This window comes from Arhodomonas aquaeolei DSM 8974 (assembly GCF_000374645.1).
GTDB classification, from domain to species: domain Bacteria; phylum Pseudomonadota; class Gammaproteobacteria; order Nitrococcales; family Nitrococcaceae; genus Arhodomonas; species Arhodomonas aquaeolei.
On the sequence record NZ_KB894816.1, the window covers coordinates 1 to 15,684 of the forward strand.

Here is a 15,684-nt window from a genome sequence, read left to right on the forward strand (position 1 = left end):
CCCAGGCCCTACGAGTCAGGCACCAGCGTGCGTGCCCCGCGCCGGATCTCCAAATGCGGCGACGCCGCCCTGCGCAAGGCGCTGTACTTCCCCACCCTGTGCGCGATGAAACACAACCCCGTGATCCGCGCCTATGTCGAGCGGCTCAAACAGCGTGGCGTAAGAGGCAAGTCCCTCGTGTGCGCCGCCGCCAGAAAGCTCCTCCACCTCATCCACGGCGTGCTCAAGTCCGGCAAATCCTTCGATCCCAACATCCCCTTGCAAGCACAGGGGTAAGACGGTATCTACGGGAACTCGCGTAGGTCGTGCGCCGCAGGCGTGCGACATTCCGGCGCGGTCATTGAAGATGTCGCACACGGCACGCGGCCGTGCACGACCTACCGGTCTGTCTGGAGCGGCCAACCCGCGCGGCCTGTCACCGCCCGGGATTCCTGCCGTAGATCGGTTGCTCGAAGGCAACCGACAATCACCGGAAGAGGGGCGAGCAGAGGGCGTGGCCCCCCGGCGGATACGCCGTGGCGTGTCGGGCCCCGCCATGTGGGTATCGCTGAACCGCGGTGAACCCGGGTGGTCCGTGCGCCTCAGGCGTGCGATGTTCCGCGCGAATGCCGGTGCAATCACTGCCATGAACAGGCCTATGGCCGTCGGGAGGCGGGACGGCGCCGGCTTGCCGGTCACCGTCGGCAACCCTTTCCCGGCAAAATGCGATAAACCAAAAAAAATGACCGGACCCGATTGGGTCCGGTCAAAGGGCCTCGCCGAAGGCGACGCCCGTCCCCGTGGTCGTTGCCGTTATGCGCGCCGCCTCATGGCCTCTTCGAGGGGCGGCGCCGCCCGGAACAGAAATGCAATGCTCGTGCCATGGTGTCGGAGTTCGTCGTCCGCGTGCTCATCGATCACACAGGAGTGCTCATCGAAGCCCAGCGGACGGCAGCGCCCCAGCGCCTCGTCACGGCTGTCCGCACGGACCTTGACCATCTGCGGGGCGTGCTCGTTGCGCGAGCTGCTGACGAGATACCAGTGGGCCATGATTCCGGCCTCCTTTCGTCCGTTTCGACACGGCCCTAACCATAACCCACTTTGTTGCGTCGCAGCATACAAGGTGCTGTGATTGCAAGTCACTGAATGTTCTAAACACGTGCAAGACCGCGGTGCAATCGCACCAAAAGACGACACGGCATGGGCCGCCCTGCCCCCGCTTTTTCGGCCAGGGAAGGAGGGAACACCGCAGCAGCGACACCGGCAGTCACGGGACGGGGCCAGCCTACGGCCGGTGTCCGTACCCGTGAATAACCTTCTCAGGGGGGATCGTGTTTCAGCGGCCGGAGAGATTCGGCGCAGGGCGTGTTCGTACTGGCTGGCCCACACCGAGGCAAGGCCCCGGGAACCAACGGGTATGGCTACCCGCTGCCCGGGAAGACAGGATCGGGGCCCGGGCGGGCGAAGAGGAAGCCCTGTAGATAGTCCACACCGTGCTCTACGAGCCAGTCCCGCTCGCCGGGCGTCTCGATGCCCTCGGCGATCACCTCGATGCCAAGCCCGGCGGCGATGTCGATAAGACCGCGGAGGATGGCCTGACGGCTCGGGTCCCCGTCGACCCCCTGGACCAGCTCCATGTCGAGCTTCACGAAGTCCGGGTGCAGTCGCTGGAGGAGGTTGAGTGAGCTGTAGCCCGCGCCAAGGTCGTCCAGGGCGACCCGGAAGCCCGCGTCACGGTAGACCTCGAGGATACTCAGCAGTCGCTGCGAGTCCTCGACGTGGTCGCTCTCCACCACTTCGAAAACGAACGTCTCCGGCGCACGCTCGATACGCCGGGTCGCCTCGATGGTGCTCCGCAGGCAGTAGGCCGGGTCATAGATGGCGGTCGGATTGAAGTTGATGAACAGCGGCGTATCCCGGGACAGCCGGGCGGAGGCCTCGACCGCCGCCAGCCGGGCCGCCCGGTCCAGCTGGAACATCAGCTGGGCGGTACGCGCCGTGCCGAACATCCGTCCCGGGGAGATGGTCTCACCGTCGGCGCCCCGCCCGCGCGCGAGCGCCTCGAAGGCGAATACCGACAGTCCGGCACCGTGGTTGCGCATGATGGGCTGGAAATGGCTCGCCAGCCGGCCGTCGTCGATGAGATCGAGCAGCCAGCTTCCAGCGGCAAGCGCGCACAGGACCTGCAGTGAACGTGCCCGGGCGAGTCCGGCGGCATCAAGGGTCTCGCCCCGGCCCTGGAACACCGCAAGGCAATCCCGCTGCTCCGCCGCGGACAGCGCCTGCTGGAAGCCATCGAGTAGCCCGGCGAGGCCGTCCGCGGGTACCTGGAAGGCGACCACGTCGCGCTCGCGGCGGGCCCCCTCGACACCGTGCTCCCGCGCCGCACCCTCCAGCTTGCCCCGGGTATGGGGCATGGGCACGGCGACGAAAAGCTCGCCGTCGCCCGCCGGCAGCGGCGCCGGGACGCCATCACAGAAACTGCAGCTCATGATGATCGATCAAATCCGCATCGGGCCGGCCACCCGGCCGCACAACCCGAAAAGACGATAACGGGCACGGCCCGTTACTCCCGGTGCCTTTATGCCGGCCACCGGCGGGTACGTCAACCGCATACCCGCCGGCGGCCGCGGCGGGGTCAGCCGGTCTTGTCCAGCTCCGACTCCAGCTCCGGCAGCGCCTCGAAGAGGTCGGCGACGAGGCCATAGTCGGCGATCTCGAAGATCGGCGCCTCCTCGTCCTTGTTGATCGCCACCACCACCTTCGAGTCCTTCATGCCGGCGAGGTGCTGGATCGCCCCGCTGATGCCCACCGCGATATAGAGCTTGGGCGCGACAATCTTGCCGGTCTGACCGACCTGGTAGTCGTTGGGCACGAAACCGGCGTCCACCGCCGCCCGCGAGGCACCGACGGCGGCGCCGAGGCGGTCCGCGATGCGTTCGATGAGCTGGAAGTTCTCGCCGGAACCCAGCCCCCGTCCGCCGGAGACAACGATCTCGGCGGCGGTGAGCTCGGGGCGGTCGGAGCTGGTAAGCGACTCGTCGACGAATTCCGCGATGTCGGCGTGGGGCATCGCCTCGAGGGACTCCACCGCGGCACTGCCGCCTTCGGTGGCCGCCGGGTCGAAGCCGGTGGCTCGCACGCTCACCACCTTGATCGCGTCCTGGCTCTGTACGGTGGCAATGGCGTTACCGGCGTAGATGGGACGGCGGAAGGTATCCGCCGACTCGACGCCGACGATGTCCGAGACCATGGCCACGTCCAGCCCGGCGGCCACCCGCGGCAGGAAATTCTTGCCGAAGGTGCTTGCGGGGGCGAGCACGTGGGAGTACCCCCGGGCCAGCTCGGTGACCAGCGCGGCCATGTCCTCCGCGGTGGGGTGCTCGTAGTGCGGCGCCTCGCTGTGCAGCACCCGCGCGACGCCGGGCAGCGCGGCGGCCGCGTCGGCGACGCTGCGGCAGTCGTGGCCGGCGACGAGCACGTCCACGTCGCCACCGATCTCGGCGGCGGCGGTGACGGTGGAGAGGGTGCCCTGCCCGAGGGCGGCGTTGTCGTGTTCGGCGATGATCAGCACGTTGGCCATGGTCAGATCACCTTCGCTTCATTGCGGAGTTTCTCCACCAGCTCGGCGACGCTGGCGACCTTGACGCCGCCCTGGCGCTTGGGCGGCTCGGCGACGTTGAGCGTGGTCAGCCGCGGGGCGAGATCCACGCCCAGCTCGCCGGCATCGATGACGTCGAGCTGCTTCTTTTTGGCCTTCATGATGTTGGGCAGCTTCACGTACCGCGGCTCGTTCAGGCGCAGGTCCGTGCTCACCACCGCCGGGAGCTTCAGGCGCACGGTCTGCGTGCCGCCGTCCACCTCGCGGCTCACGGTCACGGCGTCGTCGCCGAGCTCCACGCCGCAGGCGAAGGTGCCCTGCCCCCAGCCGAGCAGCGCGGCGAGCATCTGCGCGGTCTGGTTGGCATCGTCGTCGATGGCCTGCTTGCCCGCGATCACCAGGCCGGGCTGCTCGCGCTCGACCAGCGCCGCCAGCGCCTTGGCCACGGCCAGCGGCTGCAGCGCTTCATCGGTGGCGACCAGGATGGCGCGGTCGGCGCCCATCGCGAGCGCCGTGCGCAGGGTCTCCTGACTGCTCTGCTCGCCCAGAGAGACGGCGACGATCTCCTCGACCCTGCCGGCCTCCTTGAGCCGCACCGCCTCCTCGACGGCGATCTCGTCGAAGGGGTTCATGGAATGCTTGACATTGGCGGTCTCCACCCCGGAGCCGTCTGCCTTGACGCGGACCTTGACGTTGTAGTCCACCACCCGTTTGACCGGGACCAGTACCTTCATGATCGCTCCCGTCCCAATGGTTTTTCCGCTTGCTTCGCCGGCGTGGCATCCACCGGCCTCTCGTCCTCGGGGGTAAGAATAACCCCTTATGGCACCCGCCTACCGAGAGCGGATTCCTCTGGCTATAAGCAGTGCCGGTTCTACCCCCCTGCTTACACCCGCCGGGGGTGCGGACACCTGCCCGGGAACGACACCGCGTGTGGCGCGCACGCCATCAGGCGTAATCGCGCTGGTCGTCGATGACCTTGCCATCATTCGCCAACTCGCCCGGTGCGACCAGTGCCACCTCGCCACGCAGTTTACACAACTCGCGGATGCTCTCGCCCACGGCGCCGGCCAGCGCCGTGTCCTCGGGCTGAGCCGTCTCGCAGTAGAGGGTCATCACGTCGCGGTGGTCCTCGCGGGTGACGACCAGGCGGGTGCGCCCGAGCGCCGGGTGACGGCGGGCGACGGCATCCACCTGGGAGGGGTGCACGAACATCCCGCGCACCTTCGCGGTCTGGTCGGCGCGACCCATCCAGCCGCGGATCCGGCGGTTAGTACGTCCGGTGGGGCACGCCCCGGGCATCACCGCGGAGAGGTCGCCGGTGGCGAAGCGGATCAGCGGATAGTCGGGATTGAGGGTGGTCACCACCACCTCCCCGACCTCGCCCTCCTGCACCGGTTCGCCGGTGCCGGGACGCACGATCTCGACGATCACGTCCTCATCGACCACCAGCCCCTCCCGCGCGGCGGTCTCGTAGGCGATGAGCCCGAGGTCCGCAGTGCCGTAGCACTGGTGCACCTCGATGCCCCGCTCGCGGAAGCGCTCCACCAGCGACGGCGGCAGCGGCTCGGCGGTCACCAGGCCGTGGCTGAGCGAATCCACCCGTTCGCCGAGCTCGTCCGCCTTCTCCAGCAGGATGTTCAGGAACGACGGCGTGCCGGTGTAGTAACGCGGACGCAGCTGGGCCATGGCCCGGACCTGCAGCTCTGTCTGCCCCGTGCCCGCCGGGAAGACGGGGCAGCCGAGCGCGGCGGCGGCGCTGTCGAACATCGAGCCCGCGGGCGTGAAGTGATAGGCAAAGGTGTTGTGTACCAGCCCGCCACCGCGGCGGAAGCCGGCGGCCGTCATCGCCCGGCCGAAGCGCCAGAAGTCCTCGCGCCGGGTCTGGGGCTCGTAGATCGGGCCCGGCGACTGGAAGACCCGCAGTGTGGCCTCGTGGCCGACCGCCGTAAGGCCGCCGAACGGGGGCTCGGCCTGCTGGCGCTCGATGAGCTCGGACTTGCGCAGCACCGGCAGCCGGGCCAGCGCCGCCGCGTCGGTGATGTCGCCGGCGTCGATGCCGGCCAGGCTCTCGGTGTAGTGCGCGGCATTCGCCTGGGCATTGCGGATCTGGGCCGGCAGGGCCTCGGCGATGGCCGCCGCCCGCGCCCCGGCGGTACGCGTCTCGCGCTCGTCGTAGTGCTCGCTCATCGCGCCTCCCGGTTCACAGCCAGCGCTTGCGGCGCTTGTAGCTCTTGAGGTTCTTGAACGACCGCCGCTCCTCGCCGCCACCGAGGTAGGACTCCTTGACGTCCTCGTTGTTCATCAGCGCCTCGCGGCTACCATCGAGCACGATCTTGCCGTTCTCCATGATGTAGCCGTAGTCGCACATGCGCAGCGCGAAGTTGGCGTTCTGCTCGACCAGCAGCATGGTCAGGCCCTGTTCGCGGTTGATACGCCCGATGATGGCGAACACCTCCTTGACCAGCAGCGGCGACAGCCCCATTGAGGGCTCGTCGAGCAGCAGCATCTTCGGCCTCGCCATGAGGGCACGGCCGATGGCGAGCATCTGCTGCTCACCGCCGGAGAGATAGCCGGCCAGTCCGCCGGAGCGCTCGCGCAGGCGCGGGAAGTACTCGAAGACCATCTCCATGTCGGCGCGGATGCCCTCCTTGTCCCGGCGCGTGAACGCGCCCAGACGGAGATTCTCGACCACGGTCATGTCCTCGACGATGCGCCGGCCTTCCATCACCTGGAAGATGCCCCGGCGCACGATCTCCTCGGGCGGACGGTTGCTGATGGTCTCGCCCTCGAACTCCACGCTGCCGCGGGTGACCTCGCCGTCCTCGGTCCGCAGCAGCCCGGAGATGGCCTTGAGGGTGGTGGACTTGCCCGCCCCGTTCGCCCCGAGCAGCGCCACGATCTGCCCCTTGGGGACCTCCAGCGAGACCCCGCGCAGGACCAGGATGACGTCGTCGTAGACGACCTCGACGTTGTTCACCGCCAGCACCGGTGCCGCAGTGGCCGCCCCCGCCGGTTGTGACATGACGCTTCCCCCTCGCTGTTGATGGGTGCCGCCGGGGCGAACGCCCCGGCGGCGGTGCGGCTTACCAGCCGAGCCAGTCCTCGCGGCGCGGCAGATCGACGGTGGTGAGCTTCTCCAGCGAGAAGTCGCCGTCACCCTTCCAGTGGTTCTGGTAGACCATGACCTGGGTGGTGCCGCGATGGTTCTCCGGGGTCCAGGTGTGGGGCAGGCACACGCCCTCCATCCCCTCGGGAACGTGGTCGCTCATGCTCTCCAGCGCCGCCTTCACGTTCGGCCCGGTGATCTCGCCGTCCTCGGCGGCCATCTCCATGGCGTCGCGCATGAAGTACACCGAGCACACGCCGCGCATGTAGTGCAGGGCGCGCTCGCCGCCGCCGGACATCTCCGAGATCGCCTCGATCGTCTTCATGCCCGGGACATCGGCACCCCACTGGGCGGCGCCCACCGGGAAGACGATGCCGTCACCAGCCTTGCCCGCGGCGGGCGCGGCCAGCTCGTCGAAGCCCCAGACGTTGGAGACGAACTGCACGTCGGTACCCACGGTGTCGCAGGCCTTGAGCAGCGAGATGTTGGAGCCGGAGGTGTTGGCCAGGTAGGCGTAATCCGCCCCGGACTCCTTCAGCGACAGGCACTGCGCCTTGAAGTCACCGGGCGAGAGCGAGTAGACGATCGGATTGAGCACCTCGAAGCCCTGGTTCTTGGCATACTCGGTGCAGGCCGCCTTGGGGGCGTTCGGGTACGGGTGATTGTCCCCCATATGCACCCACTTGGGCTTGCCCTCGCCCCCCTTGCTCTCCCAGTCGTCCTTCGCCCAGGACACCATGGCGCGGCAGCCGTCGGTGTAGGACGGGCCGTAGAAGAAGTTGTACGGCGCCGCCGACTTGGTGTGCTCCGACTTGCCGGTGGGGTCGGTGAGGTGGCCGGAGTAGGAGGCGGACATGTACACGATCTTGTCCCGGGCGACGAAGCGCACCAGCGCCTCGGTGTCCGCGGTGCCCCAGCCCTGGATCACCGGCGGATCGTAGGAGCTGGTCCACTGCTTGTAGGCGGCGATAGCCCGTGGTGCCTCGTAGGAGTAGTCCACGGTGTGCCGCTCGAGGGTCCGCCCGTCGATACCCCCCTGCTCGTTGATGTAGGCCATGGCGTCCTCGATGCCCTGGCCGTAAACCTTGCCCACCGCCGAGGTCGGGCCGGTGTAGGCGGCGAGATGGCCGACGTGGATGGGCTCGGCGGCGGCGACGCCGCTCGCCAGCCCCACGGCCGCGGCCGCCGTGATCGCGAGGGTCATGCTGCGCATCATGCTTCTCTCTCCTCCAGTGCCTTGTTGGCGCTTTTATGGCGGGGCCGGGGCCCCTTGTGGCCCCGGCGAGCCGCCGGGACCGCTTCCTGCTAGTAGGAAAACGGGTAGAGCTTCCAGTACGCCTTGATCAGCTTCCAGCGGTGCGCGAGCCCGTCCGGCTCGAAGATCAGGAACAGCACGATCGCCAGGCCCACAGCCATCTCCTTGAGATAGGCCAGCCCCTGGCTGAAGCCCGGGAAGAACTGGCTGACCACGCCGGCGGTGCCGTCCATGACCTCCGGCAGCAGCACCATGAAGGCGGTGCCCATCAGGGTGCCCATCACCGAGCCCAGCCCGCCGATGATGATCATCCCGAGGAACTGGATGGACAGCAGGATGGTGAAGCCCTCCGCGGAGACGAAGCCCAGATAGTGGGCGAACAGCGCCCCGCCGATGCCGGCGTAGAACGAGGACACGCCGAAGGCGAGGATCCGGTACTTGGTCAGGTTGATCCCCATGATCTCGGCGGAGAGATAGTGATCGCGCACCGCCACGAAGGCGCGGCCGTCACGGCTGCGCAGCAGGTTCGCGCCCAGCAGGTACATCACCACCACGAACGCCAGCACCAGGTAGAAATAGCTCTGATCCGTGCTGAAGGTATAGCCGAACAGCGACATCGGGTCGGCCAGCGCCCCCGACGAGCCGCCGGTGAACCACGCCGCGCGGTTGAAAAAGTCCTCCAGGATGAACTGCGCGGCGAGCGTCGCGATGGCGAGGTACAGCCCCTTGATGCGCGCGGCGGGCACGCCGACGATCATCCCCACCGCGGTGGTCATCACCCCCGCCAGCGGGATGCACAGGATCACCGGCAGTCCGGTGGTATTGTTCAGCCACGCCGAGGCGAAGGCACCGAAGCCGAAGAACGCGGCATGCCCCAGCGAGATCTGGCCGGAGAAGCCCACCAGGATGTTCAGCCCCAGCGCGGCGATGCCGTAGTAGCCGATCTGGATGAGCAGGTTGAGGTAATAGGCGTTCAGGAACAGCGGCGCCAGCACCAGGACCAGCACCCCGGCGATGGCGAAGTTCCGCGACATCGGGGTTGGGAAGATGGTGGTATCCGCCCGGTAGCTGGTCCGGAACTCGCCGCAGCGCATGCTGTCCGCGCTCAAAGCCATGCCGACTCTCCTCCTCGGCCCCGGCGTCCATGGTGCCGGGGCGTTTTACTGTGGCGCGCGCCTACACGCGCTCGATGTCGCGGGTACCGAACAGCCCGTAGGGCTTGATCATCAGGATCGCCACGAGCACGTAGAAGGGCACGATCTCGTAGAGATTGCCCCACTCCAGCCACTGGCTGTCCACGAACTGCGCGACGTTCTCCAGGATGCCGATGATCAGCCCGCCGGCGATGCCGCCGACGATAGAGTCCAGCCCGCCGACGATGGCGGCGGGGAAGACCTTGATGCCGTAGAACGACAGCGCCGAGGACACGCCGTTGACCATGCCGATGACCACGCCCGCGAGCGAGGAGACCATCGCCGAGATCGCCCAGGACAGGGCGAAGACGTGCTTCACCGAGATCCCGAGGCTCTGCGCGACCTGCTGGTCGAAGGCGGTGGCCCGCATCGCCAGGCCCATGCGCGAGTATTTGAAGAACCAGAAGAAGCCCACCATGATCGCCAGCGAGATCACCAGGCTCATGATGTAGGCGGGCTGGACGTTGAGCCCGAGGATGGTCACCGAGTCGACGGAGAACACCTCCGGGAACGGCTTCACGAACTCGCCGAAGATCCACGACAGCAGTGCCTGGAAGAAGATCGACAGCCCGATGGTGAGCATGATCACCGAGATGATCGGCTCGCCGATCATCGGCCTGAGCACCACCACCTGGAGCAGCACGCCGAAGGCGAACATGAACGCCAGCGTCACCAGAAAGCCCAGCCAGAACGGCAGCCCGAACTTCACCAGCAGCGCCCAGCACACCCACGCGCCGATCAGCAGGAACTCGCCCTGGGCGAAGTTCACCACCTGCGTGGACTTGTAGATGAGCACGAAGCACATCGCGACCACGCCGTAGAGCGTGCCGACGATGACCCCGTTGACGAGCAGCTGACCGAGCAGTTCCCAGTTCATCCCTCTCTCCTCCTGTCGGGGTCAGGCCGCGCCGGCGGCGCGATTCTCGCCGGCGGCGGACGGCACGCCATCGTCCGGTGCCAGGTCGACGAGGCGCAGGTCCGTGCGGATCCGCGAGGTGGTACCGTCCTGGAAGGTAATGACGGTATCCACGTGCACCTGATCGTCACCGCCGTAGACCGCCTCGATGATGTCGCTGTACTTCTCCTGGATCACACCCCGGCGGACCTTGCGGGTGCGCGTGAGCTCGCCGTCATCCGGGTCCAGCTCCTTGTAGAGCAGCAGGAACTTGCGGATGCGCTGCCACTCCGGGAGCGTCGCGTTGACCTGCTCCACCTCCGAGCGGATGAGGTCGTAGACCTCCGGCTGCGCCGACAGATTGGTGTAGTTGGTGAACGCGACCCCGCGCTGCTCGGCCCACTTGGCCATGATCCCGTAGCGGATGCAGATCATCGCGGCGAGATAGGGCCGCTCGTGACCGAGGATCACCGCCTCGGCGATGAACGGCGAGAACTTGAGCTTGTTCTCGATGAACATCGGCGAGTAGCGATCGCCCCGGGAGGTGGTGGCCAGGTCCTTGACCCGGTCGATTACCACCAGGTGGCCGTTGCTCTTCTTGAAGTAGCCGGCGTCGCCGGTGTACATCCAGCCGTCCTCGATGTCCTCGGCGGTGGCCTTCTCGTTCTTGTAGTAGCCGAGGAACATGCCGCTGTTGCGGGCCACGATCTCCCCGACCCCGTTCTCGTCGGCGTTGTCGATACGCACGTCGGCGTTGTCGAAGGGCACGCCCACCGTGTCGTAATCGATGTCGTCTCCGCGGTGGATGGTGTAGGCACCGGCGAGCTCGGTCTGGCCGTAGAGCTGGCGCAGCGGCACGCCCATGGCCAGGAAGAACTTGAACGTGTCCGGACCCAGCGCCGCACCGCCGGTGGCCGCCGAGCGCAGGTAGGTGAAGCCGAGACGGTCCTTGAGCGCACGGAAGAGGATCCAGTGGGCGAGCCGCGAGTGCTCGCCGCGCTCCACCGCCTCCATGCCGAGTCGCATGCCGGCGTCGTACATCCGGCGTTTGAACGGCGAGGCCTCCATCATCCGCGCCTTCACGTCGGCGGCGATGGTCTCCCAGACCCGGGGCGCGAGGAGCACGAAGTTCGGGCCGATCTCGCGCAGGTCGGCCATCATGGTCTCGGTGGCCTCGACGAAGTTCACCGTGATCCGGCTGAGCAGCGACTGCGCCACGGCGTAGACCTGCTCCATGATCCACGGCAACGGCAGCACCGAGACGTAGTTGTCGTCGGGAAATTTCGGGTCGGCGCGGAGATAGGCCAGGCAGTGATCCAGGAAGGGCCCCGCCTGCATCATCGAGAGCTTGGGCTTGGAGGTCGTGCCCGATGTGGTGATCAGCATGGCCACGTCCTCGCCCCGGCCGGCGGCGAGCATCTCCTTGTACAGGCCAGGCCGCTCACGCTCCAGCGCCTCGGCGCGTTCGAAGAGCTCGTCCTGGCTGATCAGCCGCGGGTCGTCGTACTTACGCATGCCGCGGGGATCGTGGTAGACGATATGGCGCACGCAGGGGCATTGCTCGGTGATCTCCAGCGCCTTGTCCACCTGCTCCTCGTCCTCGCACATCACCAGCGGCGCCTCGGCGTAGTTGATGAGGTAGGCCACCTCGTCGTTGAGGCTGTCCTGGTACATGCCGAGACTCATCGCGCCGATGGCGTGGGCGCCGACCTCGCAGTGCACCCACTCCGGGCGATTGCCGCCGATGATGCACACGGTCTCGCCGCGCTCCACGCCCAGGGCGTGCATCCCAAGGGCAAAGCGACGCACGGCGGTGTCGTAATCCCGCCAGGTGTATTCGTTCCAGATGCCGAACTCCTTCTCGCGCATCGCCACCTCGTCGCCCCAGTTCGCCGCGTTGTAGGCGACCAGCTTGGGGAAGGTGTCGTGATGCCGGATGTCCGGCAGCTCCATCGCGCGCTCAGCCATCAGGCCACCTCCGCGTCGCTGTCCTCGCCCAGGTACGCCTCGCGCACCCGCGGGTTCGCCATGATCGTCTCCGGGGCGCCGTCGGCGATGACCTCGCCGAAGTCGAGCACCACCACGCGGTGGGAGAGGTCCATGACCACACCCATGTCGTGCTCGATCATGATCACCGTGATCCCCCACTCCTCGTTGAGGTCCACGATGTAGCGGGCCATGTCCTCCTTCTCCTCGTGGTTCATGCCGGCCATGGGCTCGTCGAGGAGGATGAGGCGCGGGCGCAGCGCCACGGCCCGGGCGAGCTCGACGCGCTTGCGCAGCCCGTAGGAGAGCGTGCCCGCCACCGACTTGCGGATGTGCGCGATCTCCAGGAAGTCGATGATGTCCTCGACCTGGGCACGGTGATCCAGCTCCTCGCGGCGGGCGCCGGTGAGCCAGTACAGCGAGCCGGTGAAGAAGTTGTTCCGGAGGTGGTGATGGCGCCCGACCATGATGTTGTCGAGCACGCTCATGTGATCGTAGAGCGCCAGGTTCTGGAAGGTGCGGCCGATGCCCATCTCGCAGCGCCGGTTCGGCCGCAGGCGCGTGACATCGGTGCCATCGAAGCGGATCCTGCCCTGCTGCGGGTGGTAGCGCCCCGAGATGCAGTTCAGCAGCGAGGTCTTGCCGGCGCCGTTCGGGCCGATGATGGAGAACATCTCGTTCTCGCGGACGTCGAGGCTGACGTTGCGCAGCGCCTTCACGCCGCCGAACGACAGCGTTATGTCGTCGACGTTCAGGATGACATCGCCGATCCCGGATTCAGCCATGCCGAACTCCCCTGTCTGTGGCGGCCTCGGCCGCCTGTCATGTCTCCGGGAGAGGCATGCCGGCGAGCCCGTCCCGCGGGCCGGGGCCCGCACACGGGGACGGTGGACCCCACCGGCGGCATGCCGGTCACCGCAACGCGGGTCGGGATCCCCGGCCGCGTTGCGGCCGGACCTCTCCTCCTCCTGTCGGCGGGGCGGGTTATGGTCTCGAAAGGATCCACCCTCTGCCGATGATTGGAGGTTACGTTTACGTAAACGTTAATTCAACCCCGAAAAACCGACCCGGGGACCGAGCCACACCACGGCCGGTCACGACCGCCCCCGGGGGGCCGTGGACGACTCACCGCGGCGCCATCCGGATGGCACCGTCGAGCCGAATCACCTCGCCGTTGAGCATCACGTTCTCGCAGATGTGGCGCACCAGGGACGCGTATTCCGCCGGCCGCCCGAGACGCGGCGGGAACGGCGTCTGCTCGCCGAGGCTGCCACGCACCTTTTCGGGCAGCCCCGCCATCATGGGCGTCTCGAATATCCCCGGCGCAATGGTCATCACCCGGATACCGCGATCGGCCAGGTCCCGCGCCAGGGGCAACGTCAGCCCCGCCACGCCGGACTTGGAGGCGGCATAGGCAGCCTGCCCCACCTGCCCGTCGAAGGCCGCCACCGAGGCGGTATTGATGACCACGCCGCGCTCGCCCTCGGCGTCGGGCTCGTTGCCCGCCATCGCCGCGGCGGCGACGCGCACGCAGTTGAAGCTGCCCACCAGGTTGATCTGCACGACACGGGCAAAGCTTTCCAGCCCGTGGGGATCGCCGTCGCGGTTCAGCACCCGCTCGCCGTGGACGACACCGGCGCAGTTGACCAACCCGTGGAGCGCACCGAAGGCCTCGCGGGCCTTCGACACCGCCGCGGTGACCGCCGCCTCGTCAGTGACGTCCGCCTCGCAGGCCACCGCCACATCGCCCAGCTCTTGCGCCAGGGCCGCCAGGGCCTCGCCGTTAAGGTCCGCGAGCACCACGCGGGCACCACAGCCCACCAGCTCCCGCGCGGTCGCGCCGCCCAGGCCGGAACCCGCCCCGGTCACCAGGAATACCTTTCCATCCAGCTGCATTTCTCGCTCCCTTCGCGCCCGCGGGCGCCTCGTTGCGACTTGCCTTTGATATGTCAATCCTCGGAGCCCGCCAGGATTGACGTTTACCGAGGCCCACTAAATTGACGTTAACGTAAACGTAACTAGAATGGTTCGGGCAGTCGAGAGTCCCGGCCGCGGGACCCGGGCCGGACGGATATGCCGCGGCTCACGCGACCGGAGGAGAGGCGGCACCGCCAACGCGCGGCGCCCGGCATAACCATACAGGTGTCCCCATGACTCGAACCGTCCCCCTTTTCCTCGAAGGCCGCTTCGTCGACAGCGAGGCGAGCGAATGGATCGACGTCACCAACCCCGCGACGGACGAGGTGATCGCCCGCGCCCCGGTGACCACCGATGACGAGATGGCCCGGGCCATCGCCTCGGCGAAGGCGGCCCAGAAGGCTTGGGCCGACGTCTCCGTGTCCGAACGCGCCCGCTACGTGATGCGCTACCAGGCACTGCTCAAGGAGCACCACGACCAGCTCGCCGGCATCCTCGCGGAGGAGACCGGCAAGACCTTCGCCGACGCCAAGGGCGACGTCTGGCGTGGCATCGAGGTGGTCGAGCACGCCATGGGTGTGCCCACGCACCTGATGGGCGAGGCCATGGCCCAGGTCGCCGGCGGCGTGGACACCACCAGCTGGACCGAGCCGCTCGGCGTGTGCGCCGGGATCACGCCGTTCAACTTCCCCGCCATGATCCCGCTGTGGATGTATCCGCTAGCCGTCGCCTGCGGCAACAGCTTCGTGCTCAAGCCCTCGGAGCAGGATCCGCTGACGCCCATGCGCCTGGCCGAGCTGTGGCAGGAGGCGGGTTTCCCCGACGGGCTGCTGCAGATCGTCCACGGCCGCAAGGAGCAGGTGGACACCCTGCTCACCCACCCGGACATCAAGGCGGTATCGTTCGTCGGCTCCGCCCACGTGGGCCAGCACATCTACCGCACGGCCAGCGACCACCTCAAGCGCGTGCAGTGCATGGTCGGGGCCAAGAACCATTCCGTCGTGATGCCGGACGCGAACCGCGAACAGACGGTCAACGCCCTCGTGGGCGCGGCCTGCGGCGCCGCCGGCCAACGCTGCATGGCGATCTCCGTGGTGGTGCTCGTCGGCGAGGAAACCCGCGACTGGGTCGACGACCTCAAGGCCGCCTTCGAGAAGACCCGCCCGGGCGTGACCGGCGACTCCGGGGCCGCCTACGGCCCGCTGATCAGCCGCGCCGCCAAGGAACGCGTGGAGCGCATCATCGGCACTGCGGAGTCGGAGGGCGCCTCGCTGCTGCTCGACGGCCGCGGCTACCAGGTCGACGGCTACCCGGACGGCTACTGGGTCGGGCCAACGCTGATCGACAACGTCACCGCCGCGATGAGCTGCTACCGCGAGGAGATCTTCGGACCGGTGCTCAACGTCGTCCACGTCGACACCCTCGACGAGGCGATCGAGTTCGTGAACGCCAACCCCTACGGCAACGGCACCTCGATCTTCTCCGACTCGGGGGCCGCGGTGCGCAAGTACCGCCGGGAGTGCGAGGTCGGCCAGATCGGCGTGAACATCCCGATCCCGGTGCCGCTGCCGTTCTTCTCGTTCACCGGCGGCAAGGGCTCGTTCTACGGCGACCTCCACGCCTACGGCAAGGACGCGGTGCGCTTCTACACCGAGACCAAGACGGTCATCGAGCGGTGGTTCGAGTCGGACATCCCCGACGGCCACGGCCCGAACATGACCATCAACCTGGGCTGAGGGAGGCACGCCC

14 protein-coding genes are annotated in these 15,684 nt (G+C 67.7%); 2 read left to right on the plus strand and 12 right to left on the minus strand.

Features of this window, described 5'->3' with window-relative positions:
• On the plus strand, window positions 1-276 hold a 276-nt coding region (locus C516_RS19700), incomplete at its 5' end, for a transposase (RefSeq protein ID WP_018719166.1).
• Between the two features lie 516 nt (window positions 277-792).
• Here C516_RS19700 and C516_RS0114670 read toward each other — a convergent pair.
• From C516_RS0114670 to C516_RS0114725, 12 genes are all read right to left on the minus strand, one after another.
• On the minus strand, window positions 793-1,029 hold the full coding sequence (locus tag C516_RS0114670) for a hypothetical protein (protein WP_018719167.1): 237 nt from the start codon (window positions 1,027-1,029) through the stop codon (window positions 793-795).
• 371 nt (window positions 1,030-1,400) lie between these two features.
• Window positions 1,401-2,471 carry an EAL domain-containing protein gene (locus tag C516_RS0114675; RefSeq protein WP_018719168.1) on the minus strand — a complete coding sequence of 357 codons (1,071 nt, stop codon included), beginning with the start codon at window positions 2,469-2,471 and terminating at the stop codon, window positions 1,401-1,403.
• A 146-nt stretch (window positions 2,472-2,617) separates the two neighbouring features.
• Window positions 2,618-3,562 (minus strand): electron transfer flavoprotein subunit alpha/FixB family protein, encoded by a 945-nt coding sequence (locus C516_RS0114680; protein ID WP_018719169.1) that lies wholly within the window; start codon window positions 3,560-3,562, stop codon window positions 2,618-2,620.
• 2 nt (window positions 3,563-3,564) lie between these two features.
• A complete protein-coding gene (locus C516_RS0114685; protein WP_018719170.1) occupies window positions 3,565-4,314 on the minus strand; it encodes an electron transfer flavoprotein subunit beta/FixA family protein in 750 nt (249 codons plus the stop codon).
• Between the two features lie 214 nt (window positions 4,315-4,528).
• Window positions 4,529-5,770, minus strand: coding sequence for a phenylacetate--CoA ligase family protein (locus C516_RS0114690; protein WP_018719171.1), 1,242 nt, complete (start codon window positions 5,768-5,770; stop codon window positions 4,529-4,531).
• Window positions 5,771-5,783: 13 nt separating this feature from the next.
• Window positions 5,784-6,605, minus strand: a complete 822-nt coding sequence (locus C516_RS0114695) for an ABC transporter ATP-binding protein (RefSeq protein WP_018719172.1) — start codon at window positions 6,603-6,605, stop codon at window positions 5,784-5,786.
• A gap of 61 nt (window positions 6,606-6,666) precedes the next feature.
• Window positions 6,667-7,905, minus strand: a complete 1,239-nt coding sequence (locus tag C516_RS0114700) for an ABC transporter substrate-binding protein (RefSeq protein WP_018719173.1) — start codon at window positions 7,903-7,905, stop codon at window positions 6,667-6,669.
• Between the two features lie 89 nt (window positions 7,906-7,994).
• The gene (locus C516_RS0114705) at window positions 7,995-9,059 is read right to left on the minus strand and encodes a branched-chain amino acid ABC transporter permease (protein WP_018719174.1); all 1,065 of its coding nucleotides are present in this window, start codon (window positions 9,057-9,059) and stop codon (window positions 7,995-7,997) included.
• A gap of 61 nt (window positions 9,060-9,120) precedes the next feature.
• Window positions 9,121-10,014, minus strand: a complete 894-nt coding sequence (locus tag C516_RS0114710) for a branched-chain amino acid ABC transporter permease (protein ID WP_018719175.1) — start codon at window positions 10,012-10,014, stop codon at window positions 9,121-9,123.
• A gap of 21 nt (window positions 10,015-10,035) precedes the next feature.
• Complete coding sequence (locus C516_RS0114715) at window positions 10,036-12,000, minus strand: long-chain fatty acid--CoA ligase (protein ID WP_018719176.1); 1,965 nt, start codon at window positions 11,998-12,000, stop codon at window positions 10,036-10,038.
• Window positions 12,000-12,803: an ABC transporter ATP-binding protein gene (locus tag C516_RS0114720; protein WP_018719177.1), complete on the minus strand. Its 804-nt coding sequence runs from the start codon at window positions 12,801-12,803 to the stop codon at window positions 12,000-12,002. The genes C516_RS0114715 and C516_RS0114720 overlap by 1 nt, the downstream gene beginning before the upstream one ends.
• Before the next feature lie 340 nt (window positions 12,804-13,143).
• Window positions 13,144-13,914: a 3-hydroxyacyl-CoA dehydrogenase gene (locus tag C516_RS0114725; protein WP_018719178.1), complete on the minus strand. Its 771-nt coding sequence runs from the start codon at window positions 13,912-13,914 to the stop codon at window positions 13,144-13,146.
• Window positions 13,915-14,168: 254 nt separating this feature from the next.
• Here C516_RS0114725 and C516_RS0114730 point away from each other — a divergent pair, with 254 nt between their 5' ends.
• Complete coding sequence (locus C516_RS0114730) at window positions 14,169-15,671, plus strand: CoA-acylating methylmalonate-semialdehyde dehydrogenase (protein WP_018719179.1); 1,503 nt, start codon at window positions 14,169-14,171, stop codon at window positions 15,669-15,671.
• Window positions 15,672-15,684: the final 13 nt, after the last annotated feature.

Coding starts and splice junctions, on each gene's coding strand:
- C516_RS0114705 (WP_018719174.1), bottom strand. CDS start 9,059: ATGGCTTTGAGCGCGGACAGCATGCGCTGCGGCGAGTTCCGGACCAGC.
- C516_RS0114725 (WP_018719178.1), bottom strand. CDS start 13,914: ATGCAGCTGGATGGAAAGGTATTCCTGGTGACCGGGGCGGGTTCCGGC.
- C516_RS0114685 (WP_018719170.1), bottom strand. CDS start 4,314: ATGAAGGTACTGGTCCCGGTCAAACGGGTGGTGGACTACAACGTCAAG.
- C516_RS0114710 (WP_018719175.1), bottom strand. CDS start 10,014: ATGAACTGGGAACTGCTCGGTCAGCTGCTCGTCAACGGGGTCATCGTC.
- C516_RS0114715 (WP_018719176.1), bottom strand. CDS start 12,000: ATGGCTGAGCGCGCGATGGAGCTGCCGGACATCCGGCATCACGACACC.
- C516_RS0114675 (WP_018719168.1), bottom strand. CDS start 2,471: ATGAGCTGCAGTTTCTGTGATGGCGTCCCGGCGCCGCTGCCGGCGGGC.
- C516_RS0114700 (WP_018719173.1), bottom strand. CDS start 7,905: ATGATGCGCAGCATGACCCTCGCGATCACGGCGGCCGCGGCCGTGGGG.
- C516_RS0114680 (WP_018719169.1), bottom strand. CDS start 3,562: ATGGCCAACGTGCTGATCATCGCCGAACACGACAACGCCGCCCTCGGG.
- C516_RS0114670 (WP_018719167.1), bottom strand. CDS start 1,029: ATGGCCCACTGGTATCTCGTCAGCAGCTCGCGCAACGAGCACGCCCCG.
- C516_RS0114730 (WP_018719179.1), top strand. CDS start 14,169: ATGACTCGAACCGTCCCCCTTTTCCTCGAAGGCCGCTTCGTCGACAGC.
- C516_RS0114695 (WP_018719172.1), bottom strand. CDS start 6,605: ATGTCACAACCGGCGGGGGCGGCCACTGCGGCACCGGTGCTGGCGGTG.
- C516_RS0114720 (WP_018719177.1), bottom strand. CDS start 12,803: ATGGCTGAATCCGGGATCGGCGATGTCATCCTGAACGTCGACGACATA.
- C516_RS0114690 (WP_018719171.1), bottom strand. CDS start 5,770: ATGAGCGAGCACTACGACGAGCGCGAGACGCGTACCGCCGGGGCGCGG.